The sequence below is a fragment of the Achromobacter sp. 18P8.1.1 genome (genome assembly GCF_057799415.1).
The window spans coordinates 1-17937 of sequence record NZ_JBYOKH010000072.1; the positions used below are offsets into that span (position 1 = coordinate 1).

Annotated in this window: 16 protein-coding genes and 1 riboswitch; of the genes, 6 read left to right on the plus strand and 10 right to left on the minus strand. The window is 66.0% G+C overall.

The annotated features are described in order from the left end of the window. The 3 genes from AC27VE_RS28840 to AC27VE_RS28850 form a co-directional block, all read left to right on the plus strand. On the plus strand, positions 1-1159 hold a 1159-nt coding region (locus tag AC27VE_RS28840; RefSeq protein WP_488705667.1), incomplete at its 5' end, for a PepSY domain-containing protein. A 64-nt stretch (positions 1160-1223) separates the two neighbouring features. Continuing rightward, entirely contained in the window at positions 1224-1652 is a 429-nt protein-coding gene (arsC, locus tag AC27VE_RS28845; protein ID WP_488705668.1) for an arsenate reductase (glutaredoxin), read from the plus strand. A gap of 90 nt (positions 1653-1742) precedes the next feature. Then, positions 1743-2348: a phosphatase PAP2 family protein gene (locus AC27VE_RS28850; protein ID WP_488705669.1), complete on the plus strand. Its 606-nt coding sequence runs from the start codon at positions 1743-1745 to the stop codon at positions 2346-2348. 9 nt (positions 2349-2357) lie between these two features. Here AC27VE_RS28850 and AC27VE_RS28855 read toward each other — a convergent pair whose 3' ends face one another. The 3 genes from AC27VE_RS28855 to ogt form a co-directional block, all read right to left on the minus strand. Continuing rightward, positions 2358-3341 carry a Bug family tripartite tricarboxylate transporter substrate binding protein gene (locus tag AC27VE_RS28855; RefSeq protein ID WP_488705670.1) on the minus strand — a complete coding sequence of 328 codons (984 nt, stop codon included), beginning with the start codon at positions 3339-3341 and terminating at the stop codon, positions 2358-2360. A gap of 102 nt (positions 3342-3443) precedes the next feature. Next, positions 3444-4529, minus strand: a complete 1086-nt coding sequence (locus tag AC27VE_RS28860; protein WP_488705671.1) for a tartrate dehydrogenase — start codon at positions 4527-4529, stop codon at positions 3444-3446. Positions 4530-4639: 110 nt separating this feature from the next. Continuing rightward, on the minus strand, positions 4640-5164 hold the full coding sequence (gene ogt, locus AC27VE_RS28865; protein ID WP_315134231.1) for a methylated-DNA--[protein]-cysteine S-methyltransferase: 525 nt from the start codon (positions 5162-5164) through the stop codon (positions 4640-4642). Between the two features lie 145 nt (positions 5165-5309). On the opposite strand from ogt, the gene AC27VE_RS28870 reads away from it, so the two are divergent. Next, positions 5310-6755 (plus strand): AlkA N-terminal domain-containing protein, encoded by a 1446-nt coding sequence (locus AC27VE_RS28870; RefSeq protein ID WP_488705672.1) that lies wholly within the window; start codon positions 5310-5312, stop codon positions 6753-6755. Between the two features lie 19 nt (positions 6756-6774). On the opposite strand, the gene AC27VE_RS28875 is transcribed toward AC27VE_RS28870, so the two are convergent. Both AC27VE_RS28875 and AC27VE_RS28880 read right to left on the minus strand, forming a co-directional pair. Beyond that, entirely contained in the window at positions 6775-7899 is a 1125-nt protein-coding gene (locus tag AC27VE_RS28875; RefSeq protein ID WP_488705673.1) for an extracellular catalytic domain type 1 short-chain-length polyhydroxyalkanoate depolymerase, read from the minus strand. Positions 7900-7927: 28 nt separating this feature from the next. Then, on the minus strand, positions 7928-8350 hold the full coding sequence (locus tag AC27VE_RS28880) for a CopG family transcriptional regulator (protein WP_035212329.1): 423 nt from the start codon (positions 8348-8350) through the stop codon (positions 7928-7930). 160 nt (positions 8351-8510) lie between these two features. Beyond that, positions 8511-8683, plus strand: a riboswitch (yybP-ykoY riboswitch). Positions 8684-8692: 9 nt separating this feature from the next. Between AC27VE_RS28880 and mntP the strand changes: the two genes are divergently transcribed. Next, on the plus strand, positions 8693-9268 hold the full coding sequence (gene mntP / locus AC27VE_RS28885) for a manganese efflux pump MntP (RefSeq protein ID WP_006222635.1): 576 nt from the start codon (positions 8693-8695) through the stop codon (positions 9266-9268). A gap of 13 nt (positions 9269-9281) precedes the next feature. Here the strand turns inward: mntP and AC27VE_RS28890 are convergent, their stop codons facing one another. From AC27VE_RS28890 to AC27VE_RS28910, 5 genes are all read right to left on the minus strand, one after another. Beyond that, entirely contained in the window at positions 9282-9983 is a 702-nt protein-coding gene (locus AC27VE_RS28890; protein WP_488705674.1) for a hypothetical protein, read from the minus strand. Positions 9984-10027: 44 nt separating this feature from the next. Further along, positions 10028-11707, minus strand: a complete 1680-nt coding sequence (locus AC27VE_RS28895) for an ABC transporter ATP-binding protein (protein WP_488705675.1) — start codon at positions 11705-11707, stop codon at positions 10028-10030. A 71-nt stretch (positions 11708-11778) separates the two neighbouring features. Beyond that, a complete protein-coding gene (locus AC27VE_RS28900) occupies positions 11779-13512 on the minus strand; it encodes an ABC transporter ATP-binding protein (RefSeq protein ID WP_488705676.1) in 1734 nt (577 codons plus the stop codon). After that, positions 13509-14696, minus strand: a complete 1188-nt coding sequence (locus tag AC27VE_RS28905; RefSeq protein WP_488705677.1) for an MFS transporter — start codon at positions 14694-14696, stop codon at positions 13509-13511. Before AC27VE_RS28905 ends, AC27VE_RS28900 begins: the two co-directional genes overlap by 4 nt. A gap of 14 nt (positions 14697-14710) precedes the next feature. Beyond that, complete coding sequence (locus AC27VE_RS28910; RefSeq protein WP_488705678.1) at positions 14711-16807, minus strand: TonB-dependent receptor; 2097 nt, start codon at positions 16805-16807, stop codon at positions 14711-14713. A gap of 171 nt (positions 16808-16978) precedes the next feature. On the opposite strand from AC27VE_RS28910, the gene AC27VE_RS28915 reads away from it, so the two are divergent. After that, the gene (locus tag AC27VE_RS28915; protein WP_488705679.1) at positions 16979-17902 is read left to right on the plus strand and encodes a helix-turn-helix transcriptional regulator; all 924 of its coding nucleotides are present in this window, start codon (positions 16979-16981) and stop codon (positions 17900-17902) included. The last annotated feature ends 35 nt before the right edge of the window (positions 17903-17937 follow it).

Below are 17937 nucleotides of genomic sequence, written 5' to 3' on the forward strand. Positions count from 1 at the left end.
CCTGCTGCCGCCGGCCGATGCCGAGGTCGCGCAGGCCACCGCCATGGCCTGGTTCGGCGGCCAGTACGCCGCGCACTACCAGGGCACCGTGGTGGAAGACGTGTACACGCATTCCGGCGCCCTCAAGCCGCACCGGCCGCTGCATCGCGTGGACATGGACGACCCCGACCGGACGCGGTTGTATATCTCGTCGGCGACGGGCGCCGTGGTGCTGGATGCCACGTTCAACGAACGCGCCTGGAACTATGCGGGCGCGTGGATCCACTGGTTGTATCCGTTTCGCGGCAATGCGCTGGACCCCTGGTGGCACGACATCGTGGTGTGGCTGTCGGTGGCGGGCGTGCTGGTGGCGCTGACGGGCACCGTCGTGGGCATCCTGCGCTGGCGCTTTTCGCGGCCCTACGCCAGCGGCAGCCGCTCGCCCTACCGCGAAAGCATGATGCGCTGGCATCACATCAGCGGCTTGCTGTTCGCCCTCATTACCATCACCTGGATCTTCAGCGGGCTGATGTCGATGAATCCGTGGAAACTCTTCACCAGCACTGCGGCGCCGTTGGACCGCGCGGCCTACGCCGGCGCGGCGGCGGGCGCACCGCTTGCCTCGCCCCAGGCTCTGATCGCCGCCTTGCCCGCCGCGCCGCGCGAACTCAGCTGGACGCGCGCCGCCGGACAGGACGTGGTACTGGCGCGCGGCCCGGCGGGTGCGCCACAAGTGTTGTCGGCCACCCAGGCGACGCCCCATGTCTTCACCGAGGCGGACCTGCGCCAGGCGGCCGCGCAGTTGCTGCCGGGCGCCGCGCTGCGCGAGGTGCAGGTGTTGCGCACCTATGACCTCTATTACTACGCGCGCGACGAACACGCCATGCTGGGCCATATCGAAAAACCCCTGCCCGTCTGGCGCCTGGTCTACGACAACCCGCAAGCCACGTGGGTCTATCTGGATCCGCACACCGGCCTGATCCAGGGCCGCCAGGACCGCAGCAACCGCGCAAGCCGCTGGCTGTTCGCCTTTCTGCATAGCTGGGACTGGACGGGCCTGCTGTCGCGCCGCCCGCTGTGGGATGCACTGCTGATCTTCCTGAGCCTGGGCGGCGCCGCGTTGAGCCTCACGGGCGTCGTCATCGGCTGGCGCCGGCTGGGCAGGAAGCTGCGCGCCTGAAGGCGCGCGCCGGATGCACTATGCTCACCGTCTTGCAGACGAAACCCCGCACCAAGGAGCCCCCATGTCCGACGTAACCATCTATCACAACCCCAAGTGCGGCACGTCCCGCAATACGCTGGCCATGATCCGCAACGCGGGCATCGAGCCGCAGGTGGTGCTCTACCTGGAAACGCCGCCCTCGCGCGCCACGCTGAAGGCGCTGTTCAAGCAGGCGGGCATCAGCGTGCGCGACGCGCTGCGTGAAAAGGGCACGCCCTACCTGGAATTGGGCCTGGACGATACGTCTCTATCGGACGACGCGCTCCTCGACGCGATCGAGCAACACCCCATCCTGCTGAACCGCCCCTTCGTGGCCACGCCGCTGGGCGCCCGCCTGTGCCGCCCCAGCGAACTGGTGCTGGACATCCTGCCGGCGCCCCAGCAAGGCGCGTTCACGAAGGAAGACGGCGAACTCGTCATTAACGCCGACGGCAAACGCATCCAGAAGTAAAAGCGCGTACTCCGGCGCATTTTGTAAGCGGACTGACGGGAAACCTCTTTACCATCGCGGCTATTGATTATTACGCCGCGATGACGTGTCATGGATTTCCTGGAACCGCTGAACCAGTCCCTTTTTCTTCTGATCAACGCCGACCCGGCCACCCCGATCTGGCGGATCCATGCCGCCATGCTGGTGGCCAACCAGCTCATCCTGCTGGTCCCCGGAGCGCTGGCCGCGCTGTGGCTCTGGGGCGGCGAAGCGCAACGCAATCTGGCGCTGAAGGTGTTGGCGAGCATCGCTGTAGCGTTGTTCGCCAGCTACCTATGCGGCGCGCTGTGGCCGCATCCGCGCCCCTTCGCCATCGGCCTGGGGCAGGCTTTCTTCCCGCACAAGGCGACGTCGTCGTTCCCCAGCAATCACACCATCATCATCGCCACCTTCGCGTGCGCGCTGATCTTTGACCGGCGCTGGGCGGGATGGGGCTGGGCGACGCTGCTGGCCGCCGCCGTGGTTGGCACCTCGCGCGTCTACCTGGGCGTGCATTTCCCGCTGGATATCGCAGGCGGCCTGATTCTGGCGCCGCTTGCGGCCGGCGCGGCCGTCCCGGTATGGAACCGCGTCGGCGCGCCACTGACGCGTATCGTGCAGGGCATCTACCGCAAGCTGCTGGCCCTGCCGATCGCGCGGGGCTGGATCCGCGCGTAACGGCAGCGCTCAGTTAATCGCCACCTTCGCGTCCTTCACGAGCTTGGCGTAGTTCTCGGTGTCGGCGCCAATGCGGGCCCGCATCTGCTCCGGCGTATCGCCGATGGGCACGGCGCCGATCTCGGCCATACGGCGCGAGAAATCCGGCGACTGGATGATGGCCACCATCTCGGCGTTCAATTTCGTGACGATGTCTTTGGGCACGGCGGCCGGCGCCAGCACGCCAAACCAGGTCCCCATGTTGAACGGCTTCAACCCCGCCTCTTCCATCGTGGGCACGTCGGGCAACGCCGCCGACCGCTGATTCGTCGTCACGGCCAGCGCTCGCAGTTTGCCGCTCTGGATATGCGCCAGCACCGGCGTGATGGTGTCGAACGACATATCGATCTGGCCGCCCAGCAGGTCGGTCGTCAACGGGCCGCTGCCCTTGTACGGCACATGCAGCAACTGCACCTGGCCGGCGTGCTCGAACTGCGCGCCGATCAGGTGCTGGCCGGTGCCCATGCCGTTGGACCCGTAGGTCAGCTTGCCCGGCGCGGCCCGCGCCAAGGTCAGCAGCCCCTGCACGTCCATGGCGTTCACCTTGGGATTGACCACCAGCACATTGGGCACCAGCGCCACCGTCGTGACCGGCGCGAAATCCTTCTGGAAGTCGTAATGCAGGCTCTTGTAGACGCTGGTGGCGATGGTGTGATGCACGGCGCCCATCAGCAGCGTGTAGCCGTCCGGCGCCGCCTTGGCCACATAGTCCGCACCCAGGGTCGACCCCGCGCCCGGCTTGTTTTCCACCACCACCGGCTGGCCCAGGCGCTTGGCCAGTTCCTGCCCCAATGCGCGCGCCAGCACGTCGGTCGTGCCGCCGGCCGGGAACGGCACAATCAGGTTCACCGGCCGCGCGGGATACGTCTGCGCCACCGCAACGCCACCCGCCAGGGGCAGGCTCAACAGGCACGCGAACGCCAGGGCGCGCGCGCGTAAGGCTTGCTTGGACATGCTTGTCTCCTTGGGATACGAATGGACTTCGCTTCTTTTTGTATTGCCGGAAACCGCCTCGGGTCTGTCGCCCAGGATCGGGTTTCCGGGTAGTGCGTGTGCCTACGCCGCCCGGGCCTGCCCGCCCGCGGCCAAGCGCGCGCATACCGCGGCCGTCACCTGCTCCGTCGTGGCCTGGCCGCCCAGGTCGCGCGTGTGCAAGGCCGGATTCGCCGTCACGCTTTCGATGGCCTGCATCAGCCGCGCGGCCGCTGCGTTTTCGCCCAGATGTTCCAGCAGCATCACCACCGACCAGAACGTGCCGACCGGATTCGCCAGGCCCTTGCCCATGATGTCGAAGGCCGAGCCGTGGATCGGTTCGAACATGGACGGATAGCGGCGTTCCGGATCGATATTGCCCGTGGGCGCGATGCCCAGGCTGCCGGCCAGCGCAGCCGCCAGGTCGCTCAGGATGTCGGCGTGCAGGTTGGTGGCCACGATGGTGTCCAGCGACGCCGGACGGTTGACCATGCGCGCGGTGGCGGCATCGACCAATTCCTTGTCCCACGTCACATCCGGGAACTCGCGGCTGACCTGCAGCGCGATCTCGTCCCACATCACCATGGCATGGCGTTGCGCGTTCGATTTGGTGACGACGGTCAACAGCTTGCGCGGGCGCGACTGCGCCAGCTTGAACGCAAAGCGCAGGATGCGTTCCACGCCCGCGCGCGTCATGATCGAGACGTCGGTGGCGGCTTCGATGGGGTGCCCCTGATGCACGCGGCCGCCCACGCCCGAATACTCGCCTTCCGAGTTCTCGCGCACGATCACCCAGTTCAGTTGTTCAGGCGTGCAGCGCTTGAGCGGCGCATCAATGCCGGGCAGGATGCGCGTGGGACGCACGTTGGCGTACTGGTCAAAGCCCTGGCAGATCTTCAGGCGCAGGCCCCACAGCGTGATGTGATCGGCGATGTCCGGGTCGCCGGCCGAACCGAACAGGATCGCGTCCTTGTCGCGCAGCGCATCCAGCCCATCGGCCGGCATCATCACCCCATGCTTGCGGTAGTAGTCGCCGCCCCAGTCGAAATCGTGGAATTCGAAACGCAGGCCGTCCTGTTCGGCCAGCGCTTGCAGGATGCGCTGGCCGGCGGGAATCACTTCCTTGCCGATGCCGTCCCCGGGAATGGTTGCGATGCGATAGGTCTTCATGGCCGACAGGCCTCCTTGCTGATAAGGGTCTGTCGGCACTTTACTGAGTGCCGGCGCCTCAGACGGCGCCGGAATTCACAACATCTTTAACCTGGAGTTGAAAGTGGCGCTCAGTGCGCGGCATGCCGGGCTTCGTGTTCCAGCAGCCAGCGCTTGCGGTGCAGCCCGCCGCCGTAGCCGGTCAACGACGCGTTGGCGCCGATCACCCGGTGGCAAGGGATCACGATGCCGACCGGATTGGCGCCGTTGGCCAGCCCGACCGCGCGCACGGCGGTGGGCCGTTCGATGCGCCCAGCCAGGCTGCCATAGCTGACGGTCTGCCCGCCCGCGATACCGCGCAGCGCCTGCCAGACCTGCCGCTGGAAGTCGGTGCCGCCCAGCGCCACGGGTAGATCGTTGATGGCGGCCACTTCGCCGTCGAAATACGCTTCCAGCGCGCGGCGCGGCACGGAGGGCTGGCCGGCGTCCCGCACCTGCACGGCGTCTTTGCCGTACTGGCGCCGCAGCAGCGTATGCATGCGGGATTCGTAGTCTTGCCAATCGACGGCGCGCAACTGCTGCTGGGCATCCGTCAGCACCAGCATCTGGCCCAGCGGGGTGGAAACGCGTTCCAAAGAGAATGTGTGGATCGGCATGGCCGGCTCCCGGTGAAGTCGCAACATGGCCAATATAGAACCGTGCAGGGCGTGCCGCTGGCGGTTTTCGGACACTAGTGTGATCGTCACAACCGTGTCCGAAAACCGCTAGATCCCGGCCCGGGCGCGGCAGTAGTATCGGTGCATGGACCTGAACCACGACGCCTGCTATAGCGCCATCCAAGTGCGCGATGCCCGTTACGACGGCCGCTTCTTCACGGCCGTCAAGACGACCGGCATCTATTGCCGCCCGGTGTGCCCGGCGCGTACGCCGCTGTCGAAGAACGTCAAGTTCTTCTCGACGGCTGCCGCCGCGCAAGAGGCCGGCTTTCACCCCTGCCTGCGCTGCCGGCCCGAGACGGCGCCGGAAATCGGCCCAGGACACGAATTGCCCGACAGCGTGGCGCGCGCCTTGCAACTGATTGAACTGGGCGCGCTGGACGACGACGGGGTGGATACGCTCGCCCAGCGTCTGGGCGTGGGGGAACGCCAATTGCGCCGCCAGTTCCGCCAGCATCTGGGCGCCTCGCCCGTGGCGGTAGCCCAGACGCGCCGCGTGCTGCTGGCCAAGCAACTCATCCACGAAACCCATCTGCCCATGGCGGAAATCGCCTTCGCCTCGGGCTTTGGCAGCATCCGCCGCTTCAACGAGATTTTTCTGGATCTGTTCGGGCGCGCCCCGGGCGAGCTGCGCCGCTCGGAAAAACCGGAGGTATCCGCCGGCCGGCACGGCGAGATCAAGCTGCTGCTGCGCTATCGCCCGCCCTACGATTGGGAGGCCATGCTGGCCTTCCTGCGGTTGCGCGCCATTCCCGGCATCGAACACGTGACAGAGGACACCTACGCGCGCACGGTCAGCCTGGACGGCCACCAGGGCACCCTCACCGTGCGCCCCGGCACCGGCAATGCGCTGCAGGTCACCGTGCGCTTTCCTCGCCTGCAGGCGCTGCCCGCGATCATTGCGCGGGTGCGGCGCGTGTTCGACCTGGCCAGCGACCCGGTAGCCATCGCCGCGCAATTCGCTGGCGACCCAGTCATGACCTCGCTGATCCAGGCCAGGCCCGGCCTGCGCGTGCCCGGCGCCTGGGATGGATTCGAATTGGCGATGCGCGCCGTCCTGGGGCAGCAGATCACCGTCGTCGCGGCCATCCGCCTGGCCGGCAAGCTGGTGGCGGCGCATGGCGCGCCCATGGCCGAACCCGAAGGCGCGCTGACCCATGTCTTTCCAGAGCCCGCGGTCATCGCCGCGGCCGATCTGGCCACGCTGGGCATGCCCCGAAGCCGCGCCGCCACGCTCTCCGCCGTGGGCGCCGCAGCGGTGGCGGACAAGCACCTGTTCGACGCCGGCAGCGGGCTGGAAGAAGCCGTTGCGCGCCTGCGCCAGATCAAAGGCGTGGGGGAATGGACGGCGCAGTACATTGCCCTGCGCCAGCTGCGTGAACCCGACGCCTTCCCGTCGGCGGACATCGGCCTGATCCGCGCGTTGGAAAAACTGGAATCGCGGGAAGTCACGCCCGCGCAGCTGTTGGCACGGTCCGAACAGTGGCGGCCGTGGCGTGCCTACGCGGCACAGCATTTGTGGACCGCGTAGGCGCTTGCGCGGGCCGCTGCTAGCGCTGGTGGCCCAACGAACGTTCGAAGAAGAACCGCAGCATCTCGGCCGTGGCATCCGGACCGGATTGGTCCGTATAGGATCCGCTTGCCGACCCGCCGGCCCAGGCATGACCGGCGCCATGGATCTCCCAGCGTTCGGCGCTGATGTCGCCCTTGGGGTTGCGGTACAGGTACCGGGTGCTGTGGCGTTTGCCGCCAGCCCCCGGCACGCGGCAGGTCTCCACCGGTGCGGCTGCCCCAGCGCTGGCCGCAGCCACCGCCTGGCCATTGCCCGGATGCACCGTTGCGTCGCGGTCCCCGTGAAAGACGATCGTGGGCACCCCGCTCGCGGCCTGCCCCGCCGTGTGGATGCCGGCGCCCTTCATGGCCGAGAGTGCGGACGGCAGATCCGTCGCCACACCGGCCGCCAGCCCCGAATGCACGCCCGCGGCGGCGAACAGGTCGGGATAGGCGCCCGCCAGGATGGCGGCCATCGCGCCGCCCGCCGACAAGCCTGCCACGTAGACACGCTGCGGGTCGATCGCGTGCGAGTCGATGACGGCGCGCGTCATGCCGGCCAATATTTCAGGTTCGCCCCGACCCCGCTGCTGATGATTGTGCTTGAACCAGTTCCAGCATTTCTGCGGATTGGTCTCGCGCGACTGCACGGGATACAGCACATAGAAGCCCTGCGCTCGCGCGGCCTGGTTCATGGCGGTGCCGGCAGCGAAATCGTCGGCGTCCTGCGTGCAACCGTGAAGCATGACGACCAGCGGACGGGGCTCGGCGCCCGCGTTGGGCGGCACGTAAAGCTTGTAGCTGCGGTGCCCCCCTGCGTTGCGGAAGGATCCCGCGGTGAACGTGTCGCCTGCCGTGGCCGGCTTGTCCGCAGGCGGGGCAACGTCGTCGACCGCAGCCGTTGCCGTTGCCGTCGCCTTTGCCTTTGCCGTAGCCGACCGGGCGGCGGGTTCGGGGACCTCCCAAGCCTCGACATCGATGACGTCGGAATCGTCCTCGCGGGCAGGCGCGGCAGTTGCCCCGCCCCGCAACGCGGCCTGGATGGCGGCAGTCGCTGCGGCCAGATCGCCGGAACGTGTGAGCCGGGTGGCCTGGTTCATGAGTTGCTGGAATTCGGGGTGCATGGCGTTACCTTGACGGCTAGGGGGAAAGTCAGCGGATGCGCTGACGCAGGGCAGCTTTGACGGCGGCGCTGGCATGCAAGGCGCCCAGGACCGTCACGGATTCGATGGTGGCAAGCGCCAGTTCGGGGGTGACGTCCGGCGCGATGGTCGCCAGCCCCAGCACCCGGATTTGCAGCATTTCCCCCGCCGCCTGAACCGCAAGCAGGTCCTGCGAGGTGTAGTGCTGGATGCCCAGAACCAGCGTCTTTCGGCTGACCGCCTGACGAACGGCTTCGCCGTGCGTGGCCAGTTGATTACGGATGGCTGTTCGTATCAGGTCGGTGCGGTTCGCATAGAACCCTTCCTGCACCAGAAGATCGATATGGCCCAAGTCGACGTACCCGAGATTGATGGTGATCTTCTCATCGGGGGGCTTGGGAACGGAGGCGAGGGACGGAGGACGAGGAGGCATGACGGAATATTAAAACCATCCACTTGGATGGCCTATGGATGTTTCAATTTGCCATATTTGAGGCCTTGCCGTCGCGATTTGCCGGTGCGCGACCCGATCGGCCATTCCCCCGCCCGCCTTGCGGTCTGTCATACGCCCGACGGCCAGCTCTGCTAGACTGCGTTCACTCTTTGGGGAGTAGCCGCCTTTCAGCCTGTTCTGAAAGGGCTTACGTCAACATTCTTGGCCCTAGCCGGCCATGGCGTAAGCGGCATTGCGCTTGGCGAGACCACGGACTTTTCACACGACGCTGGGCGGTGTGAAGGGTCTGTGCCGTTCTCGCCCAGTTGGACCCCTCTCTCCATGAATGCCCTCTCCCTCATTGTTCTTGCGTTCGCCATGTCGACGGACGCGTTCGCGGCCGCCATCAGCAAGGGCGCCGCCCTGCACAAGCCCCGCCTGCCCGAAGCCCTGCGCACCGGCGTGATCTTCGGTGTGATCGAAGCAATCACACCTGTGATCGGCTGGGGACTGGGTTCAGTCGCGGCAAAGTTCGTGGCCGACTGGGACCACTGGATCGCGTTCGGGATGCTCTGTATTCTCGGGGTGCTGATGATCCGCAACGCCTTCAAGGAAGAGGACGAAGACGCCGCGCCGGTCGTCCGCCATTCCTTCTGGCTCCTGGCCGCGACCGGATTCGCCACCAGCATCGACGCGATGGCCGTAGGCGTCGGCCTGGCATTCGTCGACGTGAACATCGTGGTGGCCGCCATCGCGATCGGCCTGGCCACCACCTTGATGGTGACGATCGGCGTGATGCTGGGCCGCGCGCTGGGCAGCGTGGCGGGCAAGCGGGCCGAAGTGCTGGGCGGCATCGCGCTGATCGGCATCGGCTCGCTGATCCTGTACGAGCACCTGACGGCGGCGGCCGCGGCGTAACGCCTCAAGGGTTTCAGTCTTCCAGCAACCCCAACGCCCGAAGCTCGGCGATGGCGCCCTTCTCCGCGTCGCGCCGCGCTTTGGGGGCTGCCAGCGACGCGGCCAGCAGCAGCGTCTGGTCGCTTGACTCGTCGAAGCCTCGCAGCACGCTATTGGTCACGGGAAACGCCTGGGCAAAGCCCGCGCCCAGCGCCTGGTGGCCGCCATAGCGCCCCTGCTTGTCCAGGATGACCTGCGTCTGCGGATCGCGCTTGATCAGATGCAAGGGCACGCCCTGGCACCGCAAGCCCAGCAGCTTGGCCTCGCTGATGTCCAATGCCCAATCGGTTTCGGCGTAGAACGCCGCCCGCGCCGACGCGAACTGCTCAAGCAGGCGGGCATCCGTGCAAAACGCAGTCGGCGCCAAGTTGAGATTGAGCTTGCCGATCTTTCCGACGAGCTTCACCCGGCGAAAGAACGAGGCCCAGACCAGCAGAATGGGATTGGTGGAAAGGTCTTCCACCACCACGTCCTCGAAGATGCAAGGCATGATCTCTGAATTCACTGCGCGGCATTGGGAGATGCGTACCCCCTGCACGCGCGACATGCGAGCCGGTGTCGTCACCATCGACAGCCCGCAATTGTCGAACGTGCAATCGTGCACGTGCAGGTCGCGAAGGTACGACCCGCCCTTGTCAAACGCCTTCCGAAATGCCGCGCCGTGGATGCTTTCCATGATCAATACGCGATTTTGACTGTTGAGGTCCAAGAGACGGAAATTTACTCCATCCTGGCCGTCTCCTGCGCCATCCACATGTCCCGATACCGGCCCCGAACGCTCATGAGCGCGGCATGGGTTCCCGACTGCGTCACGCAGCCGGATTCAAAGACCAGGATACGGTCGGCAGCCACGATGGTCGAAAGGCGGTGGGCGATCACGATCACGCTGCGTCGCCGCACCAGGGCATCGATAGCCGATTGCACGGCCAACTCGCTTTCGGTGTCCAACGCGGCGGTAGGTTCGTCCAGGATGACGATGGGCGCGTCTTTCAAGATGGCCCGGGCAATGGACAAGCGCTGGCGTTCGCCGCCCGATAGCCGGTTTCCCGCTTCGCCCAGCCGGGTCTGCCAACCCTGCGGAAGGCGTTCCACGAAGTCCAGGCAATGCGCCGCACGCGCGGCTGCGCGGATTTCCGCATCGCTCGCCTGCGGACGAGCCATGCCGATGTTGGCCAGCACCGTATCGTCGAAAAGATGCACGTCCTGGAACACCGTGGACACCAGGTCGTTGAGTTCCGCCGGCCGCATGCGGCGCAGGTCGACGCCGCCAATCATGACGGCGCCTGCCTGAGGATCGGCATGCCGCATGAGCAAACGCGTGAGCGTGGTCTTGCCCGAACCGGAGGGGCCGACCAGTGCCGTCAACCCGCGCGCGGGCAGATCCAGATTGATGCCGTGCAAGGCGGGAACCTTGCTGCCTGCATAGTGGAAATTCAGGTTCTCGATGCGGATCGAGGCATCGCGCGGCGCCTCGCCGGAGGCGGGCCATTGCGGCAGCGGCGCAACCGACAGCACCGATTCGACACGCGCGAGCGCGGCCTCGATAAGCGCGAACACGGCGGTGAAAGAGACGAAGGTCGCCAGGGGTTCGGCAAAGCGCAGCACCAGCACCAGAACCGCCGCCAGCAGCGCGGCATCCAGGCTGCCCTGCGTGACCCAGAGCGCGCCGCAGGCCAGGATGGCAAGCAGGCCGATTTCAATGACGCTGGCGATCATCAGATCGGGTTTGGCGCCGCGCCGTTGGGCGTCGCGCTGCACGCGTTCCACCGCTTCGAAGCGGTGACGCAAGCGCTCGTTTTCGGCGCCGGCCCGGCCTGTCGCCAGGCACACCGGAACGCCCTGCATGTATTCCAGGAGCTCGGCGCTCAAAGCGTCGCTGGCGTGTCCCGCCGCTTGCATGCTGTGATCCATCAAGGGCCGACGCCGACGATATAACGGAATGATGGCCGGGAACACCAGCAGCAGCGCCAAGCCGATGCGCCAGTCCAGCGCCAGCAGCGCCAAGGCAGCCACGGCAGGCGTCACCGCAGCGCTGAGGATCAGGTTCACCACGGTCAGCGCGTAATTCATTTGTTCGTCGACGCCGCCAAGCAGCTTGGCGGCAATCTCGCCGGTGCGATGGCTGTGCAAGGCCTCCAGCGGCATGCGCCGGAGTTGTTGGCCCAGGCGGATCCGCAGGTCATGCGAGGCGGCGGCCATGTAGCCGAGGTAATCGAATCCCTGTGCGCGCCAGCGCAGGACGGTGGCGGCCAGCGCCAACCCGGTTAAGGCCGTAAGCCAGGTGGCAGACGTCTGCCACGGGGCGCCATGAGCGACGGCGAGGAAAAGCGGCGCGATACACGCAAGCGCCAAGCCCTGCAGCACCGCGGCCGCCAGCAGCAGCGCAAGGCTTGCGCGCAAGCGACCCGCCTGCGGGCCAGCGCTGCGCATAAGGCGCCGATAGGTTTCGTGCCAGGAGGCGGGGCGATTTGTCATGGCTGTAGACCCAAGGTCCAGAGGCGAGCCCGCTGATGGCTGCTCCACAGCCGGGCATAGAGGCCATTGGCGGCAAGCAGGCCCGCATGCGTGCCGGACTCGGCCAAGCGGCCGTGGTCCAGGACCAGGATCTGGTCGGCGTGGCGAATGGTGTTCAGGCGATGCGCGACCATGATGACGGTCTTGCCGCGCATCAGCTCGGCCAGGGCGGCACCCACGGCGCGCTCGCTTTCGGGATCGGTGGCTGAGGTTGCCTCGTCCAACACCAGGATCGGCCGGTTCATCAGGATGGCGCGCGCGATGGTCAGGCGTTGGCGCTGGCCGCCCGAGAGATCCTTGCCGCCTTCGCGCAGCACCGTGTCGTATCCCTCGGGCAAGGCCGCAATGAAATCATGTGCCTGGGCGGCCATGGCGGCGGCTTCGATGTGGTGGCGGGCGGCATCAGGCCGGCCCATCCCAATGTTCTCGGCAACACTGCCCGAAAACAGGAAGGTGTCCTGGAAGACAAAGGCCACATGTTCGAACAGCACCTTGCGTTCCATGTCGCGCACGTCGACGCCGCCGATGGTCAACGTACCGGCGTCAATGTCCGAAAAGCGCGCGATCAGGCGGGCCACGGTGCTCTTGCCTGCGCCGGACGGACCGACCAGGGCTGTGACCTGCCCGGCCCTCGCGGTGAAAGTAAGCGCGTCGAGCACACGCTTGCCGTCGTAGCCAAAACTCACGTCCGTAAAGCTGACCGAACTGTCCACAGGCCGCCTGTCCGGCGCGCGCGCCGGTGGCAACGGTGCAATGTCCATCAGTTGCTGGATACGTGCGACGCTGATTTTCGCGCGGTCTATCATGTGGGCCAGCGACATCATCGGGAACATGGCCTCGGCCATTCCCATGCCGAACAGCAGCGCGGCCAGCCAGACCGGTAAGAACAATTGCCCCTGCGTGCCCAGCCAGGCACCCGTCCAGAGCAGCAGGGCAAGGGTGGGCAGCGGCCCCAGGATCGCAATGGAAAAACGCGCGGGAAAGCTTGCCTGGCGATACCAGTCTGTCAGCATGACGAGATAGCGCTCCAACGCACGATGATAGCGGCCGAATGTGGTCTGCCCCGTGTCGAAGGTACGGACGACGGGCATGGCCTGGACGTATTCGACCACCGCCGCGCTGACCTGTTCCCGCGCTTCGTGGTAGCGGCGGGTCATGACGCCACGCCCGCGCATCGCCCGCGACATGACCCATCCGCCTGCCAACAGCACGGCAATGCAGACCAGGGCCAGACGCCAGTCAAGCGCAAACAGCAGGACGGCGCTCACGGCCGGCATCGCATAGGCCCGGGCATAAAGCGGTGTGCTGTCCGCGACGAACGTATGCAGCGCCCGGACATCGTCATGCACCACTTTTGCTAACGCGCTGCTTCCCAGCGCCTGGATCTCGCCGAAGGACAGACGTGAGATATGCCGAACCAGACCGTTGCGCAGGATGACTTCCAGGCGGAACGCCGCGTAATGGGATTGATTGAAGGCCTGCAACCGCAGGATGTAGGCGATCACGGTGAACGCAAACGCGGCGATGAACTCACGCCAAGGATAGATGTCGGAATCGACCATCAAGGCCTTGACCGCCAACGCCAGGCCGGCCAGCGCCGCCAGGCTGGACAGGACACCCATCACCGCCAGCGCCATGGCCAGGCGAATCCGGCCGCGCACCGGATGCAGGATCTTCCAGGGTTTGCTCATGCGGCAGCCCGGGGCGTCCAACGCAGGCTGGCGATCGCGGCCAGCAGCGCCAAGATCACGGCAACGCCGATGACGCCGCCATAGCCGATGCGGCCGGCCAACATCGCGCCTGCCGACGTCAGCACCATCACGAAGCACTGGCTCAGGCTGACTTGCAGGGTGTAATCGGTCGCGGGGCTTGCCTGCGACGATTGATCCATCATCAAGGTGGCCAGCACGGTCGCGGCCGGGTTGTAGAGCAGGAAGTAGGCGACCACCGCCGCCCCCGCCACAACACTGCCGCCCCAACCCATTGCCGGCAATGCCAGGCCGGCGATGCCCAGCCATTGCAACAGCGCGGCGGCGACCATGGCACGCCGCCGTGAGTAGCGTCGCAGCAGACGGCCATACGCCAGCGCGGCCGCCAGGCCGGCCAACGATCCCAGCACATTGACAATCAGGCCGATGCTTTCCAGGGTCCACCCGGCGTCGACCAACGCGGGCATGACGATCGAATAAGCCAGGGCGCTGCCGGCCGGGTAGATCAACAGCAAGAGCAAGAGGCGCATGCGCCCAGGCCCGCGCCAGAAGCCGATAAGACGCGAATAGCCGCCAGGTTGCGCGGGGCGCGGCCACGCGGGCTCCTGATAGCGCAGCAACTGCAGCCAGGACACGCTTGTCAGCGCCGCCAGCGCCAGGCAGCAACCCATCCATCCGATGGTCGGGTACAGCATCAGCATCGCCCCGCCACCGACCAGGTTTCCCACCAGCCCGCCGCCGATCTGCAACCCGTTTCCAAAGCCGCGGTCGGCGGGGGTGAGCAGGCGGCAGGCCAGGCCATCGACCGCGATGTCCTGCGTGGCGGACAGCAGCGACGTCGCCAGGCACAGCAGGTAGATCGACGTGAAGTCGGCTTGCAGGTCCAGCACGCCGATCAGCGCCAGACACAGCACCATGCCGCCTTGGGTGAGGAGCAGCCAGCCGCGGTAATGGCCCCGCCGGCCGATGGCATAGCGATCGATCCAAGGCGCCCACAGCGCCTTCAGGGGCCACACCATGCCCAGCAGATACACAAGGCCGATGGTGTCGAGGCTGGCGCCGCGCTCGCGAAGAATGGCCGCCATGGCGACGACGAAGAACATCAGGCCCAGAAACTGGGTGCTGTAAAGGCTGGCCAGCAGACGCCAGGCACGGAGGGGTTGCACGATGCGGCTCCGGGTCAGAACGTGTACGACACGCCGACGCCCAGCGTCCTGCCACGGGCGGGCACACCGTAAGCCACGCTGGGCGGCGCGAAGTACCCATAAAGGTCGTACTGCTCGTTCAGCAGATTGCTGCCCCACACGTAGTATTCGGCGCGGCCATTGGCCAACCCCAAGCGGGCATTCAACAGGTGGTAATCGTCAAGATCGAAGTGGTTCTGCGGGTCGGCAGCACGCTTGCCGACATACTGGTAGTCCAGGCGGGCGTTCAGTACCGGCGCCGACAGCCCCAGGAATGCAGGCATGGCGTGACGGTACGTGACACCCAGCGTGCCGCTCCAGCGCGATACATCCGGCACGCGATTGCCGGATTGCACGTCGCCATCGCCGATTCCCGCCACGGTCGTCGTGATCTTGGCATCGATATAGCTCAACCCTGCCGTGAAGCCCAGGCCATTGTCCAGCCGGACGTTGCCCTGGAGCTCGGCGCCCTTGCTGCGCGTGTCGGCATTGAGCGCATTGACGACGTAGGTGGCCGAATCGTAGGAGAGCAAGTGGTTGTTGCGCACCTGGTTCAAATAGACCGAGCCGTTCAGACCGTAGCGGCCATCGGCGCTCAAGAACTTGAACCCGAGTTCGTAGGAGTTGGTTTCGGCGGCCTTGTACGGCTCGCTGTCGGCGGGCTGCGCGGCGTAGTCATTGAAGCCGCCCGGGTTGTAGCCGCGGCCGTAACTGCCGTAGAGCGTCGTGCTGGGCGTGAGGGCATAGGCAAGCGCCACGCGGCCCGTGGTGAAACTGTCGTCAAGCTTGCGGTGGTCGGTTTGAACGGCGCCGCCTCCGTGGTACTCGCCGGCATATGTCTTCTTCACCCACGACTGGCGCAGCCCCGTGGTGAGCTTCCACTTGCTGGCCAGGGAATAGGTCATCTCTCCGTAGATGCCGTAACGGTCCGTGTCGAAATCACGGTATTTGGCGCTGGCGTCGCCATAGGTGTTGCGCGGCGTGTCATACGAACGCGTTGCATGGGAATAGGACAGCCCCGTGACCCAGAACACGTCGCTACCCGGCAACGAGGCCAGGCGCAGATCCTGCGTAAACAGGTGCTCGCGGGCCTCGTCGACGTTCCAGAATTCGCTGGAACCACGCCCCATCGCACTCTGCAGGCGGCGGTCATAGACTACGGGCCCGATGTTGTAGCTGTCTGTATAGGCAGATGTCGCCGTCAGTTTCGCGCCGTCAAAGCGGTGATCGAGCTGGAGGGTGTAACGCTCGACGGTCTTTTTCGCGTCGTCCAGTAGCGACGGATCCATGTCCACCGTCGGAGGACGGCCGTAGGGCATCAACACCAGTTGTTCGCCCAGGTGCCGGATCTGATGGCGCTCGGCTGAGACCAGCGCGCTGGTGCGCGAGGTAAGGTCCCAAAGCAGGCTACCCCGAAACGCCAGATCGCGCGGCTTGGAGAGCGGTTGGTCGTTGCGGGCGTTTTCGATCCAGTGGTCGGAACCCCCGGCCCGTATCGCAAAGCGGCCCGCAAGCTTGTCGGTCAGCGGACCGCCGACCGCCGCCTCGGTCAGGAACTGGCGCTCCTGGCCGTACTCGGCGCGGGCATAACCTTCCCACTCCCGGGTCGGGCGCCGCGTAGTCAGATTGACGGCGCCGGCCTCGCCCATGCCGCCGAACAGCGTGCCTTGCGGGCCCTTGAGCACTTCGATCTGGTCGACGTCCAGCGTGCCGATGGAGATATGGCGCGTCGAAAGCGGGCTGCCGTCGACGTTCAGCGCCACCGAGCTGTCGTCCATGCTCATCGGGTACAGCGCCCCGACACCCCGGATGTAGATCGTGGAAACGTTGGCGCCGCCTGAGGAATTGACGTTCACGCCAGGGGTGGCGCGCAGCACTTGCTCCACATTGAGCATCCGGCGCTCTTCGAGCGTAACGCCGTCCATGACATTGACGGTATACGGCAGATCCTTATCGTTCTCGCCGGTACCGCGCGCATTCACAGTAATGGCTGGCAGCGCGGCCGCGTCGTCGGTGGATTGGGCCTGCGCGGGCAGGACAAGAGATAGTGCCAGCGTAGACAGGGAAAGCGCCGGCAAGGCAGGGAATCGCATGGGGGGCCTTTCAGGAAGGTCGGAGAATCGGGGCTCACACGACTGGCCGTGTCGTATTTGCGAGAGCAACACAAATGGATGATAATGATTTCCATTTGTATTTCTACCCGAATCGGATCACTCCCCCCGATCGGATCACCTTATCTGGTGCGTACCGTCATGAGTTCCGGCATGATCCCGCTGTCCCACGTTGTCACCGACACGTCGGTGTTGCGTCTTGGCCCCGGCAGCGTCTGCCACATCGCGCGCGTGCCGCTGCAGGAAGGCGCTCAGCTGGTCTATTGGCGCAGCGCCTTCAAAGAGCTGCTGGACATCCCGTTGCAGGATGACAGCGACTACGTCCATTTCAGCTTCAACAGCCGCATGCAAGGCCGCGCAGCCTGCCATTTCGAGCGTTGGGAAGGCGGACGTGAATTCGCGGTAAGCGAGGGCCTGGGCAGCATCAGCTACGGCCCGGGGCGGCGCGGGCATTACCGCCAGGAAGGCTGCCTGGACAACGTGACAGTCATGGTCCGGCCGGATGTCTTGAAGCGATGGACCCATGATTTCCAGGGCGACCTGGCTAACGGCCTGGCCTCATCGGCCTGCTTCCTGCACGGGCATGGCGGCGCCGAGCTGCAAAGCACGGCGCATCTGCTGGCGCAGAGCCTGTCGGGCAACGAGGCTGCCAGCCGCCACGGATTGTGGATGCAAGCTCAATCGTTGATGCTGGTGAGCCTGTTCCTGGAGTCCTGCGCACGGCCGCTGGCCGGCTTGTCGCTCAGTGTGCAGCGGCGGATGGCACGCGTGCATGAACATCTGCTGGCCGACCTGAGCCGCGCGCCGAGCCTGGCGGCGCTGGCCAATGATGTGGGCGTCAGCGTGCCGACATTGGTGCGGGCGTTCCGCCGTCAATACGGATGCAGCGTCTACAACTACTTCCAGTCCGAACGCATGCGGCAAGCCCGGGCGCTTTTGTTGCGCGGCCGCTTGTCCGTGGCGCACGTGGCGGCGGATCTGGGCTACAGCAACGCCAGCCACTTCACAGCCGCCTTTCGCAAGCAGTTCGGGATCAATCCGTCATCGCTGCGCCATGGGCAACGGGCTGACGACTAGCCCCCGTAGCCCCGGCTACCGCCCGTCGGCGTGCC

Bases quoted from the DNA above. Each gene is read 5' to 3' on its own strand.
- AC27VE_RS28870 (WP_488705672.1), top strand. From the start codon at position 5,310: ATGGACCTGAACCACGACGCCTGCTATAGCGCCATCCAAGTGCGCGAT.
- ogt (WP_315134231.1), bottom strand. From the start codon at position 5,164: ATGCCGATCCACACATTCTCTTTGGAACGCGTTTCCACCCCGCTGGGC.
- AC27VE_RS28860 (WP_488705671.1), bottom strand. From the start codon at position 4,529: ATGAAGACCTATCGCATCGCAACCATTCCCGGGGACGGCATCGGCAAG.
- AC27VE_RS28910 (WP_488705678.1), bottom strand. From the start codon at position 16,807: ATGCGATTCCCTGCCTTGCCGGCGCTTTCCCTGTCTACGCTGGCACTA.
- arsC (WP_488705668.1), top strand. From the start codon at position 1,224: ATGTCCGACGTAACCATCTATCACAACCCCAAGTGCGGCACGTCCCGC.
- AC27VE_RS28915 (WP_488705679.1), top strand. From the start codon at position 16,979: ATGATCCCGCTGTCCCACGTTGTCACCGACACGTCGGTGTTGCGTCTT.
- AC27VE_RS28880 (WP_035212329.1), bottom strand. From the start codon at position 8,350: ATGCCTCCTCGTCCTCCGTCCCTCGCCTCCGTTCCCAAGCCCCCCGAT.
- AC27VE_RS28900 (WP_488705676.1), bottom strand. From the start codon at position 13,512: ATGAGCAAACCCTGGAAGATCCTGCATCCGGTGCGCGGCCGGATTCGC.
- AC27VE_RS28890 (WP_488705674.1), bottom strand. From the start codon at position 9,983: ATGGAAAGCATCCACGGCGCGGCATTTCGGAAGGCGTTTGACAAGGGC.
- AC27VE_RS28850 (WP_488705669.1), top strand. From the start codon at position 1,743: ATGGATTTCCTGGAACCGCTGAACCAGTCCCTTTTTCTTCTGATCAAC.
- AC27VE_RS28875 (WP_488705673.1), bottom strand. From the start codon at position 7,899: ATGCACCCCGAATTCCAGCAACTCATGAACCAGGCCACCCGGCTCACA.
- AC27VE_RS28855 (WP_488705670.1), bottom strand. From the start codon at position 3,341: ATGTCCAAGCAAGCCTTACGCGCGCGCGCCCTGGCGTTCGCGTGCCTG.
- mntP (WP_006222635.1), top strand. From the start codon at position 8,693: ATGAATGCCCTCTCCCTCATTGTTCTTGCGTTCGCCATGTCGACGGAC.